Below are 21,701 nucleotides of genomic sequence, written 5' to 3' on the forward strand. Positions count from 1 at the left end.
TAATTTATCGACAGATTTAATTCAAAATGACTAAAGACTTTACAGTGCGCGCATTGTTATTAGCGAGGGATATGTGTTTATAGCCTATGGTTGCTTTTAGAGCAGATTATTTTGTTTTTTGAGTTGTTTGCGTTTTTTTCAATAAAAAGCAGTTCTTTTGTATTGTTTTTAGTTTATTTTATAAGAAACAAGTCCAGTCTCTGTTAACATTCGTATATTACCCTATTATTTTAATTGAGCTTATTTATGCTGAACTTCTTTTCTTCTTTGTCTATTAGGGCAAGGTTATCTATTGGTTTTGGAGTTGCATTAGCTTTGCTAGTGCTGTTGACTGCGCAAGGTATTAATCGCGTTAACTACATTGACAGAACCTTAGCAAAAATCACTGATGTAAACTCAGTTAAGCAACGCTACGCTATTAATTTTAGAGGCAGCGTACACGACCGCGCTATTGCTATTAGAGATATTGCTATAGCCGATAGCGATGCAAGAATTAGTGAATATGAAAAGGAAATTAAAAGATTAGAAGGGTTTTATACTGAGTCAGAATCTCAGATGACGCAAATGCTCAATAGCGGCACTCTTTTTACGCCCAAAGAGCGTGAAATTTTACGTCGTATTGAAGCCATTCAAGCTCAGACCTTACCCATTGTGAAAACTATTATTACAATGAAAAAGGCGGGCCAGAAAGTAGATGCTAAAGTACTTAACGAAGCGCGTCCTGCTTTTATTAATTGGCTTAACACTATAAACCAGTTTATTGATTATCAAGAAAACCAAAACCAAATAGCGACACCTCAGGCACGTAATGTGGCCGGATCATTTCAAAATTTTATGTTGATATTATGCGCCATTGCGATTGCTTTTTCTGTTGCGGTCGGTTTTTTGATAGAGCGCAGCTTAAGAGCTACATTAGGCGGTGAACCTAATGAAGCGCAAGAAGTTATTGCCGTACTGGCTGATGGTGATTTAACAAAGAGCTTAAAAACACCTTACACGGGCAGTATTCTTGATTCGTTAGATACAATGAGCGAAAAACTGACCAGTATTGCTAAAAACATTATTTGTGCCTCTAATAAATTGCAAGACAAAGTAGAAGAGGTATCTAATGGTTCTACCTTGGTGCTAAATGGCGCGCAGCAACAAGCCCAATTAACCACTCAAACGGCCTCACAATTGAGCAGCATGAGCGCTAGTATTGATAAAGTAGCCGACATTGCCGCTAAAACAGAAGTGAACTCAGAGCAAACAGCCGATTACGCAATGGAAGGGCGTAAAGTGGTCAATGCCGCCGCTAAAGAAATGGAGCGGATTGCCACTACGGTTGATGAAACGGTAGAGCAAATAAGATTACTTGCTGAAAATACAAAGCAAATAGGCGGTATTGCGAGTGTGATCAGCGGTATTTCTGAACAAACTAACTTGTTGGCGCTAAATGCTGCAATAGAAGCAGCAAGAGCCGGTGAGTCGGGTCGTGGTTTTGCGGTCGTGGCAGATGAAGTACGCCAGTTAGCGCAGCGCACCGGTGAAGCGACTTCTCAAATAGAGATTATGATTAACGATGTGCAAACTCAAACTGCAGCGTCAGTAAGTGCAATGGAAACGACTCAACCACAGGTTGAAAACGGAAAAGCCAAAATTATGCAGGCAACCGATTTACTCAAACATATCGAGGAACAAGCAATGGATTCGTTAAGCTTGGTTAAGCAGGTGTCTAGTGCTGCTTCTGAGCAAGTTCAAGTTGTTACTGAGTTTAGTGCTGCGATGGAGCAAGTAGCGGTAATGTCTGAAGAAACCATAGAATCGATGAATAAAAATGACACCGCAACTAAGGTACTTACTGATTTATCGGGTTCGCTAAAAAAAGAAATTGCCTTCTTTAAAGTGTAAAACAGTTTTTAAGTTTACCAAGCGATAAATAGCATCGTTGAGATGTTTACTCGCCTTGTTTAAAAAGCAGCAATAACCGATTTGGTATGCTGCTTTTTTTATTCTTATGCATTATTTATCGAATTGTTTTTACAATAAAGTGTATTCACGCTTTGTTTTTGTGACTTTCCTGATAAGGTATTGGTTGTATAACAATATTTTAACGTTGTTTCGTTGTTGTTAACGAAAAACGAATCATTGGAGATTTTCATGAGCAAATTTCGATTGAGTGTTATTACCTCGATTTTTTTAGCCGCAAATTTTTGCGCCAGTAGTGCACAAGCCAATACTAAAGTGATTCATGCGGGAGAGCTATTAAGCGTCCCTGGCGAAAAATCACAGCAAAAACAAACTGTAGTAATAGAAAATGGCAAAATAGTGTCTGTATCTGCTGGTTTTTTACCGGCCTCTCGATTTGGTGATGATGCCCAATTAATCGATTTATCGACCAGCTTTGTTATGCCAGGGCTTATGGATATGCATGTGCATTTACAAGGTGAGCTTGGGCCAGATAATAAAAAAGAACTGGTTGAAATGTCTGATGCAGATATAGCAATGCGCAGCGTTCATTTTGCTAATAAAACCCTAATGGCGGGATTTACCACCGTGCGTGATGTAGGTAGCCAAAGCGAGCAAATGTACGCTTTACGTAAAGGGGTGGCGAATGGTTGGGTTAATGGTCCGCGTATTATTGCCGGTGCCGGAGTAACTATTACTGGTGGTCATTTAGATGTTGATGGTATGAGTCCTGATTTACTCACCATAAAAACACCACCAACAGTGTGTGATGGCGCAGTTGAGTGCCGTAAAAAAACACGTTATGCAATTAAGTATGGAGCCGATTTAATTAAAGTGGCCTCTACCGGTGGTGTGCTTTCTGATACCACCACGGGGACAGGTCAACAAATGGAAGACGATGAGCTCAAAGCCATTGTAAAAACTGCACATGGGTTAGGACGAAAAGTAGCAAGCCATGCCCATGCTGCACAAGGTATTAATGCCGCACTTCGTGCAGGGGTTGATAGCATTGAACACGGCAGTTACACCGATGAAGAAGGCATCAAGCTCTTTAAAGAAACCGGCGCTTACCTTGTACCAACGTTATTAGCTGGCGATACTGTGGTTAATATGGCAAAAAATTCAGATTTTATGTCTGCACCTATTAAGGCTAAAGCAACGAGAGTAGGGGGCGATATGCTCAACAACTTTACTAAGGCTTACAAAGCCGGCGTTAAAATTGCTTTTGGTACTGACAGTGGCGTATCAAAGCACGGTATTAACGCAAAAGAAGCTGTATTGATGTATGAAGCTGGTATGAGTACCTCCGATATTTTAAAGTCGGCAACCGTCAATGCTGCTGATTTAATTGATATGAGCCAGAGCTTAGGCACTATAGAGCCTGGTAAGTTTGCTGATATTATTGCCTTAGATTCCAGCCCTCTTAGCGATATTAGCGCTTTAATGGATGTTGATTTTGTGATGAAAGAAGGCGTAATTTTCAAACAACAATAAACATTATATTTATTTTATTATGAATGGCGTTATAGCGCTGGTAGGTCGTACTACAGAATGTTTGTAGACGATTGACCAGCATTATTTTGTTATACCGTTTTTAGGGTTTGTTGATCTTTGCAAATTTAACCTTAAAGTTCACCTAGTCTTAGGTAAAAGGAAGTAGTTTATTTTGAAGAGCTTAGTGGTTTTATTTTTTAGTGTATGGCCTTTGTTAGCAAATAGTGCTTCGCAGCGACCAGTTGAATTTCCTGATGTTGAAAATAATGTAGCTTATGCAAAAGTGGCTTCATTGGGATTTAACTTAGCCGATGAAAAAATAGCTTACGGCAGTGATGAGTCACAGTACGCATTACTTTGGCGTGCAAAGCAAACACTGGTGCAAACGCCGTTAGTTATTTTACTCCATGGTGGCTGTTGGCTGAGCGAGTACGATATTAAACACACGTATGCGTTAAGTACGGGGCTTGCACAAGCTGGCTTTAACGTGTGGTCTTTAGAGTATCGAAGAAGTGGTATAAGCGGTGGTGGCTGGCCTGTCACATTTAATGATATAAAAGCCGGTATTTTAGCGGCAAGTACTTACAATAATGGCGAGTTTAAATTAGCTGACTCGGTTGCTGTAGGGCACTCTGCTGGTGGGCATTTAGCACTGCTTGCGGGTGGTGAAATAAGCCAGCTTAAAGGTGTTATTGGCTTAGCCCCTATCACTGATATAAAAGCATATTCACGTGGTGATAATAGCTGTCAAAAAGTGACAAAAGATTTTATGCAAGGTATGCCAACTGATAAACCTAAGGCTTACACGCAAGCTAATCCGAGTGAGCAGCCACTTCATCCCCAGAGCATTATTTTACAAGGTGACAAAGACGCCATTGTCCCCGCTTTTAATTTAGCGCAGCTTAAACGCCCGGTGGTGATGCTCGAAGGCGTGGGGCATTTTGATTGGATCCACCCAGGATCTGAGGCATTTAGTACACTAATAAAAAATTTAAATGAGATATAAAAATGAATTTTAATGAGATTGTAGCGCTTGATAAAGCCGACCCGCTGGCTAATAAACGCGATGAATTTGATTTACCCGCAGACACTATTTATCTCGATGGTAATTCACTAGGAGCTTTGCCTAAAGCCGTTAAGTCGCGCGTGGCAGAGGTGGTAAACCAACAATGGGGTAGTCACCTAATTAGAAGTTGGAATGATCACCAATGGATTGATTTACCTACTCAGGTAGGGGATAAAATAGCGCCGATTATTGGTGCTGCAAAAGGCCAAGTGATTTGTTGTGACTCTATTTCAGTTAACTTGTTCAAGCTGTTAAGTAGTGCGTTATCGTTAAACCCTGGCCGAAATGTGGTGTTATCCACGCAAGATAACTTTCCAACCGACTTATATATGGTACAAGGGCTAAGTGATTTATTAGGCCCTGACTTATGTCAGCTTAAATTAGTAGCAGAGCAACACATTGAGCAAAGCCTTAATGATTCAGTGGCGGTGCTGCTATTAACGCAGGTGAACTTTAGAACCGGGCAGCTATTAGATATGCAAAAGCTGACCAAGCTTGCCCACGAAAAAGGCATTTTAGTGATATGGGATTTAGCCCACAGCGCGGGTGCTTTACCGGTTGAACTCGATAACTGTAATGCAGATTTTGCCGTTGGCTGTGGCTATAAATATTTAAATGGTGGTCCGGGCTCGCCTGCATTTTTATATGTGGCCAAACGTCATCAGGCTAGTGTAAAGCAGCCTCTATCAGGCTGGATGGGTCATGCTAAACCGTTTGCTTTTAATGCTGAATATCAGGGCGCTGATAATATAAATCAGTATTTATGTGGCACACCCAGTGTAATTGCTATGAGTGCGTTAGATGCCGCCCTTGATGTATGGCAAAACGTAGACATTTTACAAATAAGAGAAAAGTCGATTGCACTTGCCGACGTATTTATTAAATTGCTAAAAACACATTCATGCTTAAGTGATTTGCGTTTATGCTCTACTGAAAACGCGTGCCAAAGAGGTAGCCAATTGGCGTTTTCACATACAGACGCGTTCGCTATATGCCAAGCGTTAATTGAAAAAGGGGTTGTTGCTGATTTTCGTGCGCCCAATATATTACGCTTTGGTTTTACACCTCTTTATACCTCATTTGAAGATATATGGAATGCGGTCACGATTTTGGCTGAGGTGGTTAAAACCCAGCTATATACTCAGCCACGTTTTAATTTAGCAGGTAAAGTGACGTAATGTTAAAAAGTTATTATTGATCATATTACAAACCAATAATGACTTTTTAGAGCTATTGTTAGAGGGTGTTTATAGCGCAATTAGACTGTGTTCTAACATGGTTTGAATTTGTTTTACTATTTTAGCTTCGGTTTCGGGTTCAAACTGGGCAATGCGCGGGGTGTGAATATGCCCTGTCGGAATATCTGAATTGAGTTGATCGCGAAGGCGAATACTGCGATACGAAATTTCGTTAGACAGATAACCCCCACCACCGCCTTGCACTGCAACTGCGTTTTTTAATTCTTTAATTGTGCTGGCTTTAAAATCTTTTTCTAGAGTCATAACGTGGTGGTTATCATTAATAGAATATGGCCCTTTAGCAGATAGCATGGCCGCAACAGGTAAACTAAATTCAACAAATTCGTTCCCTGGTAATGGACGGTCATGCAAACTAGGAATAAGTGGTGCTGTTTGGGTGCCGCCATATACTATATTGGCGTTGTCGGGTGCTGTTACACTGCGGCGTTTACCAGGAAAGCGCTCAAGGTCAAAATCTTTGCGCCCCATGCTAACGGTCACTATCATATCCACATTGTTTAGTGCGTAATATGGGGCAAGTAATGATTCTATGATGCCTTGATCAAAATCTTCATAACGTACAGGGATCATCACTGTATTTATTTCAGCGGTTATGCCTTTATAGCGAATGACTTGGCCGTCAAGTAACAATGCGGCTACACCCGATGGATTGCTTTGATTTATATTTATATCCAGTAAAAACGGGTCAAACCCCGTTAGTAATATTTTTTTAGTGGTGTTTTGTGAGTAGCTAAGATCGGTGCGACCCCGGCTGCCATTCTCTAGAAGTGTTAATAACACTGTTTGCTGAGCGGTGCTCAGCGAAAATGCAGGCTTTGTGGTGCGAATAATTTTGCTTGATTGTAAGCGAGCCCAGTAAAGTGCGCGATCATCTAAGTTTTGCGTTGTAGCGATGCGTTTTTTTGCACTAAACCATAATCGTTTTGAGTAGTCATTAACGGCATCTACGGCTTGTGCATAGCTTGAGAGTGACTTGAATTGCTGCTCAAATTGATTAACTTCGCTGGCAAAAGCGCTTAGCACGCTAGGCATCGCTTGGCTGGCTTTTTCAATTCGCAATTCTTCTGGAGTTAGCGGTGTGTTTAAATTAGCTAACGCATTAAAAGAAGAAAAAATTAAGCTAGAGGCAATGAGTGTTTTTATCATGGAAATCCGGTGCTGTATCACATTTTATTGCCTACTATCCTACGCTTAATAAGTGGGTGCAAATAAAATCGTTAGTTGGCTTTGTATTTTGAGAAATAGCAAACTAGGCGTTAAATCAAAAACTACTGACATTTTATTAAAAAGAGTCGAAACTCTGTGGCGGGTTTAGCTACAATGGGGGCTGTGAATTTTTTAGTTTTAACTTTTAGGCAACTATGCAACTTATTCAAATAGATAAAGCTCGTTATCGTAAACATTTAAACCGCGTTATAGTCGGTTGTGCAGCAGGCTTAGCGATTGGAAGTTTAGCTATTTCGCAAACTTTGATCGCATTATTTCCCAATGAAAGTGGTAGCCATTTTCATTGGAATTTATTAGGCGTTATTGTAACTAGTCTTGGTATAGCTTGGTTATTAAATAAATATCGCGCACATCCGTTTATGACAGAGGTGGTGTATGTGTGGGAGCTTAAAAAAGCGCTCAATAAAATTACCCGAAAAATGGCCAAGTTAAAAGCGGCAGGGCGTGAAGGTAACCCCGATGCACTATTAGCCATTCAGTATAGTTATGCGGGATCACGGTTGTTATGGCAGCTTGATGATAACACCATCACCATGGATGAATTGGCAATTAAACAAGCAGAGCTTGATAGCGTCGCGGCCAAGTTCAACTTAACCTTGAATGCGGACGATTACGATGATGCAATTTTAAAGCAGTTTTAAACTTTGGCTAAGGAGTCCTGATGCAAAAAATACTGATTGTTTGTTTAGGCAATATTTGTCGCTCACCAACAGCTGAGGCGGTATTAAAGGCTCGGGCCAAAAAGCTAGGTGTTGATGTTGAGGTGGATTCTGCTGGAACGATAGGCCATCACCAAGGTAATCCACCGGATAGTCGTTCAATGCAGGCTGGTGAAAAGCGAGGTTATAGTTTTAAAGGTATTTTTTCGCGTAAGATACGCAGTCGTGATTTTGACGAGTTTGATTTAATTTTAGCGGCTGATACACAAAACTTAACGGATTTAAAGGCTCGTTGCCCCGAGCATTTGCAGTACAAACTTGCGCTGTTTTTAGAATATGGCGAGCAAACACAGAGTGAGATCCCCGATCCTTACTATGGCGGTGAGGATGGCTTTGAAAAGGTGCTTGATTTAATAGAAGCCGCCAGCGATAACATTTTAGCTAAGTTAAAACAGCCATGATAATAAACTAAAAAGGCGCTTAAAACGCCTTTGGTAGGTTATTAACGGTTTACTTTAAAGTCGAGTTGTACTTTGGAAATTGCAGCAACGGCTTTTCCATGTGCAAACTTTGGTGCATAGCGCCATTGCGATAATGCTTCTACTGCTGATTTTTCAAATGCCACGCCACCTTCAGAACTAAGTACCCGCGGGTTTTTTACAAAGCCAGACTCATCTACTTCAAACTCCATAACGACTTTTCCATCTTTACGAAAGCGTGCTTTGTTTGTAGGGTATTTAGGATTTACGCGGTATAGCGGCGTTTGCTCTTGGCTTTCTTTCCACGGCACCATTTTAGCAATCGCTATACAATGTTTAGTGGCTTCATCGCTTTTGCCTTGTTTTTCATACAAGCCAATCAGCCTTGAGTGTGCGCTAAGCTCGGCGCTGTGATCGTAACTTAAGTTTTCATCAAACACCTTTACTACACGATTAAGTCGTTCTATTGCTTGGTCGTATCTTTTTCGGCCTTCCGCAAACGACGCCATTAAAAAATCAGCTTTTATTTGTTCAACTGAGTTTTTAGGTAAGTTAGCTTGATAATATTCATCGGCTTTTTCTAGATAGTTTTTAGCTTCATGGTATTTTTTATGGCTGAATTTATTCGCTAATATGGTTGCCGCTTCTAATTGCATGTCGGCCAAAAATTTAGGTTTGTTTTGTATGTTTGCTATTGCAATCACTTGATCTAAATAATAATCCGCTTTTTGGGCAGAAGGAGAAAAACTAGCCATACCGACTAAAGCATCAATGGTTTCAGGCGATTGCTTACCATGGTTATTAACTAAAATAGTATAGGCTTGTTGATATAGCGAAAAACGTTTTTCAATCCACTGTTTACCATAGCCATTAATTGATTTTGCATAGTTAATCGCTAAGTTTGCGGTGTTATCTGAATTTTCACCGTAAACAATTTTACCTAATGTGTAAGCCTGCTCTGCGGCTTGCCGCACATTTTTTCCGATGTTAACCGCATTTAGGTAATTTTGATACGCGTCGTTGAAAACGGCTTGAGAGTTATTTTTTTGTTCTGCAAATGACGTTGTGCTCAATACAGATAAACACAAGCTTAGTAATACACGTTTGTTTAGTTTCATAATATTCCCCTATTATTTGTCGATAGCAAATTCGTGTATATATGTCACTATTTTAGGTAAACCAAAGTAAATGCTCGCTGGTAATATATTTGTGATAAAAGATTGAAAATAGTCGCTACCGTCGCCATATATTTGCCATTACCTAGGATGTACTACGATCCAATTTTAAACTTTTGTGATATTATCACTTTATCGTGTCGTAGTTTTTTAATATTTGGATTGGTCGTGGCGCAAGTAAGAGCAAGAGTCCAGCTTAATGTTGGCAAAAATAGTGATATTCCTGCAGAAATTATTTCCTTTAGTGGCTTAAAAGATGGCCAAGAGCATGTTGCGTTAGTGTTTAAAAACGCCGACACCCATCAAGACGTGCCGCTTATTCGTATGCATTCCGAATGCTTAACCGGTGATGTGTTTCACTCGTCGCGCTGTGATTGTGGTGAGCAGCTAAATGAGTGTATTGAAATGATGCACGAGCAAGGTGGTATTTTATTGTATTTACGTCAAGAAGGGCGTGGCATTGGTTTGTACAATAAAATTGATGCGTATGTATTGCAATCGCAGGGTATGAATACCTATGAAGCTAATAATCATTTAGGTTTTGCTGATGATTTGCGAGATTTTTCGGATGCTGTATTAATGCTTAACGCGCTAAATTTAAAGCACGTTAAGTTAATGACTAACAACCCTAAAAAGCTTAATGCATTAAAAGATGCAGGTATAGAGGTTGACTCGGTTGTGGGTACTCATGCCCACATAAAGGCAGGACTTTCAGGTAATAAGGCTTATTTAGAGACTAAAATTAAGCATGGCTCTCATATGCTTGATATTAAGAAAATTAAAAAACCTTAATATTACGTAATTGCCCCCTGTAATACCAACCAGCGCCGAGTTATACTCGGCGTGTTTTGTTTTAATTAAGAGCAAGTATGTCTACACAATTACGAATTTTTAAAGCGGATGCGGCGTTAAAATGGTTTAAAGCCGGTTGGCTAATTTTTAAAACTCAGCCATTAACTTTTATTTTTATGCACTTATTTATTGGCATTGTTGGTTTATTGTCTTTGTTTTTACCGTTTCTGCAAATAATTGCCGCGCTGGCTACGCCATTTTTAACAGCAGGTTTTTATCAGGCTGTTATTACTAAGCAGCAAGGCGGAAAAATTATGTTAGCCGATATTTTAAAACCATTTTCTGCAAAAGGAAATCGATTGGGGTTGTTTCGTTTAGCGCTTTATCAAATGGGTGCTGGTATTTTAATTGCGTTGCTTGCCAATGGTTTATTTGCTGATGCAGTGGCTGTTATGTCGCAGCCCGATTTAGATCCTAATACAGCGCTTGGGCAAATGCTTGAGAGCATTTCTTTTGCTAATGTTGCGTTGTTTTTAATTGCGCTGTCGGTCTACTTTACTTCGTTTGCCTATGCGGTACCGCTTGTTTACTTTAATAAAGAACAACGTATTTTAAATGCCTTAAAAAGTTCGTTTATGGTGTTTTATTACAATATTATACCACTGAGTGTTTATGGTATTATTTGCGCATTATTAATTGTGGTGTCGATGTTCTTATCGCTACTACCGCTGTTGATTTTAATGCCAATTTGCTACATTAGTTTTTTTGTTTCTTATCAGGCTATTTTTATGCCCGTTGTGCCACCAAGTGATGACAGTAATATTAAGCCTTTAAGTAGCGAGCAAAGTGGGCGCTTTGACGCTTAATGGACGATACGTTAAAACAAAAATTAAAAAACTATGTGCTTTGGTTACTAGGCAGACAAGAGTATTCTCGCCGAGAGTTAACCCAAAAGTTACAGCAAAAAGAAGCAACTGACGAATTCATAGAAAACCTGCTTGATTGGTGTGAAAAGCACAACTTTATTAATGAGCAGCGTTACTGTGAAGGGTTTGTAAGAAAGCACATATTTAAATGCCATGGCTTAAAGCGTATTCAAAGTGAGGCCATGAGTAAAGGGATTGATAGAGCACTGCTTGAAACAGTAATTGAAGAGCTGGAAATAGATTGGTTTGAGCTCGCGCAGGAAGCGTACAATAAAAAATATTCAACGACACCGGCAAACCTTGAGTACAAAGAAAAAGCTAAGCGCGTGCGCTACTTGATGTATCGAGGTTTTAGCTATGATGAAATAAATTTTGCAATGCAAGCACAGTAAATACAGGTGAGACTTTCACATGCAGCACATGACTACCGCACAAATTAGGCAACAGTTTTTAGACTTTTTTGCCAGTAAGCAACACCAAGTTGTTCCTTCTAGTTCATTAATACCAGGCAATGATGCCACGTTGTTATTTAATAATGCGGGTATGGTGCAATTTAAAGATGTATTTTTAGGCGCTGAAAGCCGTCCTTATACACGCGCAACGAGTTCGCAGCGTTGTGTGCGTGCCGGTGGTAAACACAACGATTTAGAAAACGTAGGTTATACAGCACGTCACCATACCTTTTTTGAAATGCTCGGTAATTTCAGCTTTGGTGATTACTTTAAGCAAGATGCTATTAAGTTTGCGTGGGAATTTTTAACTGATGTTTTAAAATTACCAAAGGAAAAGCTGTTAGTTACTATTTACCATGATGACGAAGAGGCCTTTGGCTACTGGGCTAACGATATCGGTTTACCTGAAGATCGCATTATTCGTATTGCAACAAGCGATAACTTTTGGTCTATGGGTGATACGGGTCCTTGTGGTCCATGTTCTGAAATATTTTATGATCACGGTGAGCATATTTGGGGGGGACCTCCGGGCACACCTGAAGAAGATGGCGATCGTTTCATTGAAATTTGGAACTTAGTATTTATGCAATACAACCGTCAAAGCGACGGGACTATGGAGCCACTTCCTAAGCAATCTGTTGATACGGGAATGGGCCTTGAGCGTATTTCAGCTATTTTACAAGGTGTGCATTCAAACTACGAAATCGATTTATTCCAAGGCTTAATTGCCGCAGCAGCAAGCGTTACTAATGCTCAAGACATGGATGATAAATCGTTACGCGTGGTAGCGGATCATATTCGTTCATGTGCGTTTTTAATTTCAGATGGGGTTATGCCATCAAACGAAGGTCGCGGTTATGTACTGCGTCGTATTATTCGTCGTGCAGTTCGCCATGGTAATAAACTAGGCGCTAAAGGCGCGTTTTTCTATAAATTAGTGACTGCACTGATTGACCAAATGGGTCAAGCGTATCCAGAGCTTGCTAAACAGCAAGAAATTATCGAAAAAGTACTGCGCATTGAAGAAGAGCAGTTTGGTAAAACGCTGGAGCGTGGTTTAGCTATTTTAGAAGAAAGTTTAAGCGATTTAACCGGGGATGTGATCCCGGGTGATTTAGTGTTTAAACTTTACGATACCTATGGTTTCCCTGCCGATTTAACAGCCGATGTAGCGCGTGAACGCCAGATGACAATTGATCATCAAGGTTTTGAAGCATGCATGGCAGTACAACGTAAAACAGCGCAACAAGCGGGTAAATTTGGCGCTGACTATAATGAGCAATTAAAATCAGACAAACATACCGACTTTAAAGGCTACGATAGCACCCATTATCGTGCCACTGTGGTAGAAATTTTTGCAGGTGGCGAAACAGTCTCGTTACTTGAAGATGGTCAACAAGGTATTATCGTTTTAGATCGTACCCCGTTTTATGCAGAATCAGGTGGTCAAATTGGTGATAGCGGGTTAATTACTGTTCCCGGTGGTGAGTTTAGTGTGACTAACACCACAAAACTAGGCAATGCATTTGCTCACCATGGAACCGTTCAAGGGCGTATTGGTGTTAATGATAAAGTAGATGCAACCATTGATGCTGCGCGTCGCGATAGCATTAAGAAAAATCATACTGCCACGCATATTTTACATGAAGCATTACGTCAGTTGTTAGGTGAGCATGTGTCGCAAAAAGGCTCACTTGTACAGCCAGATCGCCTGCGTTTTGACTTCTCACATTTTGAAGCGGTGACCAAAGATGAATTACGTGAAATTGAGCGTGCAGTGAATAATGAAATTCGTCGTAACTTTGCCCTTAACACTGAGCTAATGGCAATTGATGATGCTAAAGCAAAAGGTGCAATGGCGTTGTTTGGCGAAAAATACGATGACGAAGTACGCGTTGTGACCATTGGTGACTACTCAATCGAGCTTTGTGGTGGTACACACGTTGAGCGCGCGGGTGACATTGGCTTGTTCAAAATTGTATCTGAAAGCGGTATTGCTGCGGGTGTTCGTCGAATTGAAGCGGTAACAGGTGCAGAGGCAATTGCTTATGTAAGCGAGCAAGAGCAGCAATTAGCTGATGTTGCAGCGCTTGTAAAAGGTGACAATGCGTCAGTGCTTGAAAAAGTAACTGCCTTGCTTGAAAAGTCGAAAGGGCTTGAAAAGCAAGTTGCTCAGCTTAACGATAAACTAGCCAGTGCAGCAGGCGCATCGTTACTAGATTCAGTTATAGAGATTAATGGGATTAAATTACTGGTAGCCAATGTTGAGGGGACTGAATCAAAAGCGCTTCGCGGTATGGTTGATGATCTTAAAAACAAAATTGGCTCAGGTGTTATTGCGCTTGGTGTTGCCAGTGGTGACAAAGTAAGCCTTATTGCCGGTGTAACTAAAGATTTAACAGCCAAAGTAAAAGCGGGTGAGTTAGTTAATCACATGGCAGGTCAAGTAGGTGGTAAAGGTGGCGGTCGTCCAGATATGGCGCAAGCGGGTGGCTCTGAACCACAGAACTTAACGGCGGCACTTGATAGCGTAACAGCTTGGTTAACTGAGCGTACCTAAGCTTAAGTGGCACTTATAGTTCAAAAATTTGGCGGCACTTCGGTAGGCTCAATAGAGCGTATTGAAGCGGTCGCCGACCTTGTTGTTAAAACCAAGCAACAAGGGCACCAAGTGGTGGTCGTGCTTTCGGCAATGTCGGGAGAAACCAATCGCTTAATTAATCTTGCCAAACAAATCGATCTTCGCCCGAGTAGTCGTGAACTCGATGTATTACTGAGTACCGGTGAGCAAGTTTCTATTGCTTTGTTAGCGATGGCTATTATTAAACGCGGCCATTCTGCGGTAAGTTTATTGGCCGATCAGGTTAATATTTTAACCGATAATATGTTCGGTAAAGCGCGGGTGGAAGAGGTCGCGGCTACGCGTTTAAAACATGAGCTTGAACACAACCGCATTGCTATTATTGCCGGATTTCAGGGGCGCGATATTGAGGGCAACGTGACTACGCTTGGCCGTGGTGGCACCGACACTTCAGCCGTTGAAATTGCGGGTGCGATAAAAGCTGATGAATGTCAGATCTATACCGATGTTGATGGCGTATATACTACAGATCCTCGTGTTGAGCCCAATGCACGACGTTTGAGTCATGTAACATTCGACGAAATGCTTGAGCTGGCAAGTTTAGGTGCTAAGGTGTTGCACATTCGTTCAGTAGAATCTGCCGGTAAACACAATGTACCTTTAAGGGTTTTATCTAGTTTTAAACCCGATGAAGGCACATTAATTAGTTTTGAGGAGAGCGACGTGGCAAGCAATGTCGTATCGGGTATTGCATTTAATCGAGATGAGTGCTTAATTAAGGTACATGGAATGCCACAAGGCACCAAACATCTTGCAAAAGTTTTGAAACTTTTTGCTGATAATGGCATCGAAATAGATATGATTAATCAAATTAATCATAAAGTTGAAAAAGTTGACTATGCTTTTACTGTGCATTTAAATGATTACTTAAACGCACTTGATTTATTAACGGTTGAGCAACAACAATTTGACGCACAGGCAATTGACGGATTGACCAATGTGGCGAAAATTTCAGCGGTGGGTATGGGGATGAAATCTCATTCTGGGGTAGCGAGTTTATTTTTTGATTCGTTAGCAGAAGAAAATATTGATGTGATGTTTGTTGCCACCTCAGAGATAAAAATATCAGTTTTAATAGATGAAAAATACCTAGAGCTGGCTGTTCGTGCATTACATAAAACATTTTTAACAGAAAATGAATAGATTGAGAGTTTTTACTTACTTTTTAGTCTAATTTTAATTAAAATGCTTGTGCGGAATCTTATAATTTTATTGGAACATGGGAGCAAGAGAATGCTAATACTAACTCGTAGAGTAGGCGAGACCCTTATGATTGGTGACGAAGTAACCGTTACTGTTCTAGGTGTTAAAGGAAATCAAGTTCGTATCGGTGTTAACGCACCAAAAGACGTATCAGTTCATCGTGAAGAAATTTACATGCGCATACAAGCTGAAAAGTCTAACCCTAATCCGGGCAATGCTTAATCAACAAAAAATGTATTAGGAAATAACAAATACATTTTAAAAGCCACTCATTGAGTGGCTTTTTTGTTTATAAAATCAATAGTTTCATCTGTTAGTATAGCTTTTGAAATGTATTGCATACCGCTTTTTGTTTTTAAGATGAGTCCACGTTCAGTAGAAATTATTTCATTAATATCTTGCCATGTAAGTTGGTAATTTTTGTAATGATTAGCTGACCTTATACCTTCTTCGTCAAAAGTCAGAGTAACTTGCGAACCTGATGCCCTGCTGAGCATTTGTCTGGTTACCCACCATGGGCGGCGATAGTAAAAGGCGATGCATTCAAGTAAGGCTAGCATGAGTAAAAATGTACCTAAGTAATGATCGCCTAGGCCATAAATACCAAATAATCCTAACGCTACAAGCAATACCAATAAAAAGTATTTAGGTCGCGCCCGTTTACTATAAGGCAGCGATTGATCGAAGCATTCATAAAAGTAAGGTTTATCGAGTTTATAGGTTGTTGTGAATATCATGTATTTATACTTAAAGGCTATTTTTTACCATTTTAGCAAGCTATAGGATGAATGCGCAGCTTAAATAGATTAATGAGCTCTAAAGTTTATTCACTGTGTTCACGGGATACAAAAAAAGCGATCGAAAGATCGCTTTTGTAAAAAAAGAAGCCAATTTAGCAATTTGTCTCTTCGGCATTAACGCCTTCTTTTACTTCTTCACAGGTATCTTCTACCTTGTTTTGAACATCTGTCACGGCTTCGTCGATACGTTCACCGGCTTCTTCTGCGTTATTGTCTTCACAACCCATAATGAATGCACTTGCGAATAGGCCAATAGCTGCTGCTTTAAGTGTTGATGATTTCATAATGTAATTCCTTGTATATAAATTTAAAAAAGTTCGTTGTTGCTTATCTACCTGGGGCTTTTACCACGTAAAGCGCTTGAAACCAGTGAAATAACGAGTAAAACTAAAAAGATAAAAAATATGATCTTAGCAATGCCTGTTGCGGCTCCTGCAATACCACCAAATCCTAAAACGGCTGCGATTAGTGCGATCACCAAAAATGTAATTGTCCAGCGTAACATTGTCATCTCCTTGATTTATCTAAGTGTTAAAGTGTTGTTTATAAATAAGCGAGTAATGTGCCAGTATTTTATTTTGTTTTAAATCAATGGTTTATTTTGTTTTTTGAGTTTGGATTTATATTAGATTGGTAATTTTTACGATTTTATCTGTAACTTATTCATAGTGGTGTCTGATGAGATAATAAATAGTTTTTACAATTTTTATTTTGGTAAGACCAATTAACATTTGCTTTAGCGGTTTTTAGTGGATTAGCTCATTAGGTATATTTTTATGTGTTTTCAAAGAATATTAGGGTTTTATATATTCTTTATTTATAACGAACATTTTTATTATCTATATATCAGGGTTAAATAAGCCATTTTAGGTGGTGTTAACCTTATTGGTGATATGTTAGTTTTGGATTAATTGGTTTTACCAATTTACAAGCTGTAGACAAAAGTGTGATTTTTGTTATTATTGGTGAATAATTATTTAAACAAACCGACTTTTTATTTATTGGTGCGGTTTTGAAAGGGGGAGAACTATGGATATTGGGGCTTTGCTCACAACTGCAGGCAATTTAATGCTAACCGGTATGGTGAGCGTGTTTGTATTTCTTTCTTTATTAATAGGCGCTGTAACAGCTATGTCTAGGCTGGTTAGTAAATTTGCTCAACCAGATCTTGAAGCACCACAAAGAACACCATCTTTTAAATCTCAAGGTGTGCCAAATGAGCACATCGCTGCAATTAGTGCTGCCATTGCTCAGTACAAAAAAAATAATAATTAGAGGAGCATACCAATGGCTAAATTAAAAATAACAGAACTTGTACTTCGTGACGCACATCAGTCGCTTTTAGCTACCCGCATGCGATTAGACGACATGTTACCTATTGCAAAAAAAATAGATGATGCCGGTTATTGGTCTATCGAATCCTGGGGGGGGGCTACCTTTGACTCATGTATTCGTTATTTAGGCGAAGATCCGTGGGAGCGTATTCGTGCGCTTAAAAAGGCCATGCCAAATACGCCACAGCAAATGTTACTCCGCGGACAAAACTTATTAGGGTACCGTCATTATGCTGATGATGTTGTTGAAAAGTTTGTAGAGCGCGCATACAAAAATGGTGTGGATGTTTTTCGTATTTTTGATGCCATGAATGATGTGCGTAATTTAGAAACTGCGATTAAAGCGGCGGTTAAAGTAGGCGCGCATGCCCAAGGCACTATTTCTTACACGGTAAGCCCAGTACACACATTGGATATGTGGCTAACACTCGCTAAGCAGCTTGAAGAGTTAGGTTGTCATTCAATTTGTATTAAAGATATGGCGGGATTGCTTAAGCCTTACGATGCAGAAAAACTGATTAAAGGCTTAAAAGAAACGGTTTCAATTCCTATTGCTATGCAATGTCATGCAACAACGGGTTTAAGTACCGCAACGTATCAAAAAGCAATTGATGCCGGTATTGATATGCTCGATACGGCTGTGTCATCTATGAGTATGACCTATGGTCATTCAGCAACAGAAACAATTGCTGCAATTGTAGAGGGCACAGAGCGTGATACCGGCCTAGATTTAAACCACTTAGAAGAAATTGCAGCTTACTTTAGAGACGTACGTAAAAAGTACGCTGCGTTTGAAGGCAGTTTAAAAGGTGTGGATGGCCGTATTTTATTAGCGCAAGTGCCTGGTGGCATGTTAACTAACATGGAAAACCAACTTAAAGAGCTAGGCGCCGCTGATAAACTAAACGAAGTATTACTTGAGATCCCACGTGTACGTGAGGATTTGGGCTTTATTCCACTAGTTACCCCGACTTCGCAAATTGTTGGTACTCAGGCGGTATTAAATGTACTCACTGGTGAGCGTTATAAAACCATTACTAAAGAAACCGCAGGCGTATTAAAAGGTGAATATGGTTCAACACCTGCACCGATGAACAAAGCGCTACAAGAGCGTGTACTTGATGGCAGCGAAGCAATTACTTGTCGCCCAGCAGATGTGATCAAACCTGAACTTGAAACGCTTGAGGCTGAATTAAGTAAGCTTGCGCAAGAGCAAGGCTTAACGCTTGCTGATGAGCAAATTGATGATGTGCTTACTTATGCTTTATTCCCACAAATTGGTTTGAAATTTATTAAAAACCGCAATAACCCTGACGCATTTGAACCTGTTCCTAGTGCTGATGATAGTTCTGATAAGGCACCCGAAAAATCAGCGGCAAACAATAAAGGCGTCAAGGCTGAGCAATACAGCGTTAAAGTCGATGGTAAAGTATACGATGTCGTGGTTGCTCAAGGCGGTGAGCTTAAAGAGGTTACGTTAAAAGACTCCGAGCATATTCCACAGTCGGCATCGGTTGCTTCGGGTGAAACCCTTAATGCGCCACTTGCCGGTAATATCTTTAAAATTAAAGTAAAGCCTGGTCAGGTCGTAAATGAAGGGGATGTGGTGATTATTATGGAAGCCATGAAAATGGAAACCGAAGTACGCGCCATGCATACGGGTACAATTGCAGACGTGCTTGTCAGTGAAGGTGATTCAGTGTCAACCGGCGATGCTATGATTGCACTAGCTTAAGGAGTAAATAGAGGATGGATAGTATTTTAAACCTCTGGCATGCCACTGGCATTGCTAACTTTACGTTTCCTGGGTTGATAATGATTGCTGTTGGTTGTTTGCTGTTATTTTTAGCGATAGCCAAGAACTTTGAGCCATTATTGCTGCTGCCTATTGGTTTTGGGGCAATTTTAACTAATATTCCAGTAGCGGGTTTATCAGACCCTGGCGGCTTACTTTATCATGTTTACTATGTAGGTATTGATACTGGGATTTTTCCGTTATTAATATTTATGGGAGTAGGCGCACTCACTGACTTTAGTGCCTTAATTGCCAACCCGCGTATGTTGTTATTAGGTGCTGCGGCGCAGTTTGGTATTTTTGCGACTTTATTTGGGGCTATTTTACTTAACTTTATCCCTGGGTTTGAGTTTAGCTTACAAGATGCGTCAGCAATCGCCATTATTGGTGGGGCTGATGGGCCAACCGCTATCTTTTTAGCGTCAAAGCTGGCACCTGATTTATTAGGCGCCATAGCTGTGGCTGCTTACTCATACATGGCACTGGTTCCGATTATTCAGCCACCCATAATGCGTGCGTTCACAACGTCTGAAGAACGTAAAATTCAAATGCCAGAGCTGCGTAAAGTATCTAAAAAGGAAAAAATTATTTTTCCATTGATGGTACTTACTTTAACCGCCATTTTTCTGCCCGCTGCCATTCCACTGGTTGGTATGTTTTGTTTAGGTAATTTAATGCGTGAGTCAGGTGTGGTAGATAGGCTTAGTAACAGTGCACAAAACGAAATTATTAATATTACTACTATATTTTTGGGGCTGGCTGTAGGGTCTAAACTTGCCGCAGATCAGTTCTTAACAGTAGAAACCCTTGGTATTTTAGTATTAGGCGCACTGGCGTTTGCTATTGGTACAGCCTCAGGCGTATTTATGGCAAAAGGCTTAAATAAAATATCAAAAACCCCAATTAATCCATTAATTGGTGCAGCCGGTGTATCGGCTGTGCCTATGGCTGCACGTGTTGTTAATAAAGTTGGGCTTGAAAATAACCCGCACAACTTTTTATTGATGCATGCTATGGGGCCTAATGTAGCTGGCGTACTGGGAAGTGCTGTTGCTGCAGGTATTTTATTAGCACTTGTTGGCTAGTAATACATAATCCAACCATTAGCGCAGTTTACTGCGCTTTTTTTTGTCTAAAATTTGATGTTTTAGATTAAGCGGTTTCTTGTATAGGGGTTTTTGTTTAAAGTAATCACTCTTCCTATTTTTTAAAGGCTGTCAAAATGTTACACACTCCGCTGGCAAAATATTTACCCAAAGTAAGTAAACTTGTATTTGGTTGTATGGGCTTGGGAGGTGCTTGGAATAAAGAGGCGATTACCAGTGCGCACTTAAAGCAAGCTCATTCATGTATAGATACAGCAATTGAGAGCGGGATTAACTTTTTTGATCATGCTGATATTTATACTTTTGGCAAAGCTGAGCAGGTATTTGGTCAAGTATTGGCTGAGCGTCCTGAGCTCAGAGAGCAAATGTATATTCAATCTAAGTGTGGTATTCGCTTTACTGATGAGAAAACCCCGCAACGTTATGACTTTTCAGCTGATTGGATTGAACACGCCGTTGAGGGGTCTTTGAAACGATTAAATACCGGCTTCTTAGACGTGCTTATGTTGCATCGCCCAGACCCTTTAATGGAGGTAGAAGACGTTGCCAAAATATTTAGTTGTTTAAAAGAAAGTGGCAAAGTGCGTCATTTCGCGGTGTCCAATATGTCCCAGCATCAAATAAGGTTTTTGCAGCGCGCTTTAGATATGCCGATTGTGGCAAATCAAATAGAGGCGAGTTTACAAAAACATCAATGGGTCGATGAGGGGGTTTATGTCGGTAATGTCGATGGCAAAGATATTAACTTTACTGCGGGCAATATTGAATATTGTCGGGAGCATGACATTCAAATTCAGAGCTGGGGCAGTTTGTGCCAAGGTTTATACTCAGGTGGAGACTTATCAAAGGCGTCACAAGCGGATGTAAACACGAGTATTTTAGTTAGTAAGCTTGCCGTTTTATATGGCACAAGTGCTGAAGCTATTGTGTTGGCATGGCTACTGCGTCATCCTGCATCGATTCAGCCAATCATAGGGACAACTAATGTAGAGCGTATTAAAGCATCGAGTGATGCAATTAATATTCACTTAAGCCGTGAGCATTGGTATGAGTTATATATCAGCGCGAAAGGCTGCGCTTTACCGTAATCTAATAGTAGTCCGCAATAATACTTCAGAGAATTGGTATAACACGAGGGCGTTGATATGAATATATTTGTTATTTTAATTAGTTTAGTGATAGCGTTGGTGATCATTATTCCTTTGCTAGAAAAATACCAAAGTAAATTGGGATTAGAGGGCGCTACTAAATACAGTAAGTATATTTGGCCACTGGTCATGATATCCTTGATTATCCAGCTCATTTACGTACTTGTAAATTAAGCTTGAAAGTTAAATACCATATAC

Annotated in this window: 22 protein-coding genes; 17 read left to right on the forward strand and 5 right to left on the reverse strand. The window is 40.2% G+C overall.

The features are described 5' to 3' along the window. Positions 1 to 246 precede the first annotated feature (246 nt). From KG708_RS14295 to kynU, 4 genes are all read left to right on the forward strand, one after another. On the forward strand, positions 247 to 1,890 hold the full coding sequence (locus tag KG708_RS14295) for a methyl-accepting chemotaxis protein (RefSeq protein ID WP_213610829.1): 1,644 nt from the start codon (positions 247 to 249) through the stop codon (positions 1,888 to 1,890). Positions 1,891 to 2,139: 249 nt separating this feature from the next. Beyond that, complete coding sequence (locus tag KG708_RS14300) at positions 2,140 to 3,441, forward strand: amidohydrolase family protein (protein WP_213610831.1); 1,302 nt, start codon at positions 2,140 to 2,142, stop codon at positions 3,439 to 3,441. Between the two features lie 172 nt (positions 3,442 to 3,613). Further along, positions 3,614 to 4,447 carry an alpha/beta hydrolase gene (locus KG708_RS14305; protein ID WP_213610833.1) on the forward strand — a complete coding sequence of 278 codons (834 nt, stop codon included), beginning with the start codon at positions 3,614 to 3,616 and terminating at the stop codon, positions 4,445 to 4,447. Positions 4,448 to 4,449: 2 nt separating this feature from the next. Continuing rightward, a complete protein-coding gene (kynU, locus tag KG708_RS14310; RefSeq protein ID WP_213610835.1) occupies positions 4,450 to 5,685 on the forward strand; it encodes a kynureninase in 1,236 nt (411 codons plus the stop codon). Between the two features lie 69 nt (positions 5,686 to 5,754). On the opposite strand, the gene KG708_RS14315 is transcribed toward kynU, so the two are convergent. Beyond that, positions 5,755 to 6,912, reverse strand: coding sequence for a hypothetical protein (locus KG708_RS14315; RefSeq protein WP_213610837.1), 1,158 nt, complete (start codon positions 6,910 to 6,912; stop codon positions 5,755 to 5,757). A gap of 215 nt (positions 6,913 to 7,127) precedes the next feature. Between KG708_RS14315 and KG708_RS14320 the strand changes: the two genes are divergently transcribed. Together KG708_RS14320 and KG708_RS14325 are read left to right on the forward strand one after the other, a co-directional pair. Further along, positions 7,128 to 7,634: a DUF3087 domain-containing protein gene (locus KG708_RS14320; protein ID WP_213610839.1), complete on the forward strand. Its 507-nt coding sequence runs from the start codon at positions 7,128 to 7,130 to the stop codon at positions 7,632 to 7,634. A 20-nt stretch (positions 7,635 to 7,654) separates the two neighbouring features. After that, positions 7,655 to 8,113, forward strand: coding sequence for a low molecular weight protein-tyrosine-phosphatase (locus tag KG708_RS14325; protein WP_213610841.1), 459 nt, complete (start codon positions 7,655 to 7,657; stop codon positions 8,111 to 8,113). A 41-nt stretch (positions 8,114 to 8,154) separates the two neighbouring features. Here the strand turns inward: KG708_RS14325 and KG708_RS14330 are convergent, their stop codons facing one another. Continuing rightward, on the reverse strand, positions 8,155 to 9,249 hold the full coding sequence (locus KG708_RS14330) for a TonB family protein (protein ID WP_213610843.1): 1,095 nt from the start codon (positions 9,247 to 9,249) through the stop codon (positions 8,155 to 8,157). Positions 9,250 to 9,474: 225 nt separating this feature from the next. On the opposite strand from KG708_RS14330, the gene ribA reads away from it, so the two are divergent. The 6 genes from ribA to csrA all read left to right on the forward strand — a co-directional run bounded on the left by ribA (position 9,475) and on the right by csrA (position 15,542). Further along, the gene (gene ribA / locus KG708_RS14335; RefSeq protein ID WP_213610845.1) at positions 9,475 to 10,098 is read left to right on the forward strand and encodes a GTP cyclohydrolase II RibA; all 624 of its coding nucleotides are present in this window, start codon (positions 9,475 to 9,477) and stop codon (positions 10,096 to 10,098) included. A 77-nt stretch (positions 10,099 to 10,175) separates the two neighbouring features. Then, a complete protein-coding gene (locus KG708_RS14340; protein ID WP_213610854.1) occupies positions 10,176 to 10,964 on the forward strand; it encodes a BPSS1780 family membrane protein in 789 nt (262 codons plus the stop codon). Continuing rightward, the gene (locus tag KG708_RS14345; RefSeq protein ID WP_213610856.1) at positions 10,964 to 11,416 is read left to right on the forward strand and encodes a regulatory protein RecX; all 453 of its coding nucleotides are present in this window, start codon (positions 10,964 to 10,966) and stop codon (positions 11,414 to 11,416) included. Before KG708_RS14340 ends, KG708_RS14345 begins: the two co-directional genes overlap by 1 nt. A gap of 19 nt (positions 11,417 to 11,435) precedes the next feature. After that, positions 11,436 to 14,036 carry an alanine--tRNA ligase gene (gene alaS / locus KG708_RS14350; RefSeq protein ID WP_213610858.1) on the forward strand — a complete coding sequence of 867 codons (2,601 nt, stop codon included), beginning with the start codon at positions 11,436 to 11,438 and terminating at the stop codon, positions 14,034 to 14,036. A gap of 6 nt (positions 14,037 to 14,042) precedes the next feature. Beyond that, positions 14,043 to 15,260, forward strand: a complete 1,218-nt coding sequence (locus tag KG708_RS14355) for an aspartate kinase (RefSeq protein WP_213610860.1) — start codon at positions 14,043 to 14,045, stop codon at positions 15,258 to 15,260. Positions 15,261 to 15,350: 90 nt separating this feature from the next. After that, a complete protein-coding gene (gene csrA, locus KG708_RS14360; RefSeq protein ID WP_004587515.1) occupies positions 15,351 to 15,542 on the forward strand; it encodes a carbon storage regulator CsrA in 192 nt (63 codons plus the stop codon). A gap of 47 nt (positions 15,543 to 15,589) precedes the next feature. Here the strand turns inward: csrA and KG708_RS14365 are convergent, their stop codons facing one another. The 3 genes from KG708_RS14365 to KG708_RS14375 form a co-directional block, all read right to left on the reverse strand. Beyond that, entirely contained in the window at positions 15,590 to 16,057 is a 468-nt protein-coding gene (locus KG708_RS14365; RefSeq protein WP_213610862.1) for a YcxB family protein, read from the reverse strand. 155 nt (positions 16,058 to 16,212) lie between these two features. Further along, positions 16,213 to 16,404, reverse strand: coding sequence for a hypothetical protein (locus KG708_RS14370; RefSeq protein ID WP_213610864.1), 192 nt, complete (start codon positions 16,402 to 16,404; stop codon positions 16,213 to 16,215). A gap of 47 nt (positions 16,405 to 16,451) precedes the next feature. Beyond that, positions 16,452 to 16,625 (reverse strand): DUF1328 domain-containing protein, encoded by a 174-nt coding sequence (locus KG708_RS14375; protein WP_213610866.1) that lies wholly within the window; start codon positions 16,623 to 16,625, stop codon positions 16,452 to 16,454. Between the two features lie 524 nt (positions 16,626 to 17,149). On the opposite strand from KG708_RS14375, the gene KG708_RS14380 reads away from it, so the two are divergent. The 5 genes from KG708_RS14380 (at position 17,150) to KG708_RS14400 (ending at position 21,677) form a co-directional block, all read left to right on the forward strand. After that, the gene (locus tag KG708_RS14380) at positions 17,150 to 17,395 is read left to right on the forward strand and encodes an OadG family transporter subunit (protein ID WP_213610868.1); all 246 of its coding nucleotides are present in this window, start codon (positions 17,150 to 17,152) and stop codon (positions 17,393 to 17,395) included. 12 nt (positions 17,396 to 17,407) lie between these two features. Beyond that, positions 17,408 to 19,189 (forward strand): sodium-extruding oxaloacetate decarboxylase subunit alpha, encoded by a 1,782-nt coding sequence (gene oadA, locus KG708_RS14385; RefSeq protein ID WP_213610870.1) that lies wholly within the window; start codon positions 17,408 to 17,410, stop codon positions 19,187 to 19,189. A 14-nt stretch (positions 19,190 to 19,203) separates the two neighbouring features. Continuing rightward, complete coding sequence (locus KG708_RS14390) at positions 19,204 to 20,334, forward strand: sodium ion-translocating decarboxylase subunit beta (RefSeq protein WP_213610872.1); 1,131 nt, start codon at positions 19,204 to 19,206, stop codon at positions 20,332 to 20,334. 137 nt (positions 20,335 to 20,471) lie between these two features. After that, positions 20,472 to 21,443 (forward strand): aldo/keto reductase, encoded by a 972-nt coding sequence (locus KG708_RS14395; RefSeq protein ID WP_213610874.1) that lies wholly within the window; start codon positions 20,472 to 20,474, stop codon positions 21,441 to 21,443. A 57-nt stretch (positions 21,444 to 21,500) separates the two neighbouring features. Continuing rightward, positions 21,501 to 21,677 carry a hypothetical protein gene (locus tag KG708_RS14400; protein ID WP_213610876.1) on the forward strand — a complete coding sequence of 59 codons (177 nt, stop codon included), beginning with the start codon at positions 21,501 to 21,503 and terminating at the stop codon, positions 21,675 to 21,677. Positions 21,678 to 21,701: the final 24 nt, after the last annotated feature.

The organism is Pseudoalteromonas sp. (assembly GCF_018402495.1).
Lineage (GTDB): Bacteria > Pseudomonadota > Gammaproteobacteria > Enterobacterales > Alteromonadaceae > Pseudoalteromonas.

Coding starts and splice junctions, on each gene's coding strand:
- KG708_RS14320 (WP_213610839.1), top strand. CDS start 7,128: ATGCAACTTATTCAAATAGATAAAGCTCGTTATCGTAAACATTTAAAC.
- KG708_RS14340 (WP_213610854.1), top strand. CDS start 10,176: ATGTCTACACAATTACGAATTTTTAAAGCGGATGCGGCGTTAAAATGG.
- alaS (WP_213610858.1), top strand. CDS start 11,436: ATGCAGCACATGACTACCGCACAAATTAGGCAACAGTTTTTAGACTTT.
- KG708_RS14390 (WP_213610872.1), top strand. CDS start 19,204: ATGGATAGTATTTTAAACCTCTGGCATGCCACTGGCATTGCTAACTTT.
- KG708_RS14375 (WP_213610866.1), bottom strand. CDS start 16,625: ATGTTACGCTGGACAATTACATTTTTGGTGATCGCACTAATCGCAGCC.
- KG708_RS14325 (WP_213610841.1), top strand. CDS start 7,655: ATGCAAAAAATACTGATTGTTTGTTTAGGCAATATTTGTCGCTCACCA.
- KG708_RS14395 (WP_213610874.1), top strand. CDS start 20,472: ATGTTACACACTCCGCTGGCAAAATATTTACCCAAAGTAAGTAAACTT.
- KG708_RS14330 (WP_213610843.1), bottom strand. CDS start 9,249: ATGAAACTAAACAAACGTGTATTACTAAGCTTGTGTTTATCTGTATTG.
- KG708_RS14315 (WP_213610837.1), bottom strand. CDS start 6,912: ATGATAAAAACACTCATTGCCTCTAGCTTAATTTTTTCTTCTTTTAAT.
- KG708_RS14380 (WP_213610868.1), top strand. CDS start 17,150: ATGGATATTGGGGCTTTGCTCACAACTGCAGGCAATTTAATGCTAACC.
- KG708_RS14365 (WP_213610862.1), bottom strand. CDS start 16,057: ATGATATTCACAACAACCTATAAACTCGATAAACCTTACTTTTATGAA.
- KG708_RS14300 (WP_213610831.1), top strand. CDS start 2,140: ATGAGCAAATTTCGATTGAGTGTTATTACCTCGATTTTTTTAGCCGCA.
- KG708_RS14345 (WP_213610856.1), top strand. CDS start 10,964: ATGGACGATACGTTAAAACAAAAATTAAAAAACTATGTGCTTTGGTTA.
- KG708_RS14400 (WP_213610876.1), top strand. CDS start 21,501: ATGAATATATTTGTTATTTTAATTAGTTTAGTGATAGCGTTGGTGATC.
- KG708_RS14295 (WP_213610829.1), top strand. CDS start 247: ATGCTGAACTTCTTTTCTTCTTTGTCTATTAGGGCAAGGTTATCTATT.
- KG708_RS14370 (WP_213610864.1), bottom strand. CDS start 16,404: ATGAAATCATCAACACTTAAAGCAGCAGCTATTGGCCTATTCGCAAGT.
- oadA (WP_213610870.1), top strand. CDS start 17,408: ATGGCTAAATTAAAAATAACAGAACTTGTACTTCGTGACGCACATCAG.
- kynU (WP_213610835.1), top strand. CDS start 4,450: ATGAATTTTAATGAGATTGTAGCGCTTGATAAAGCCGACCCGCTGGCT.
- csrA (WP_004587515.1), top strand. CDS start 15,351: ATGCTAATACTAACTCGTAGAGTAGGCGAGACCCTTATGATTGGTGAC.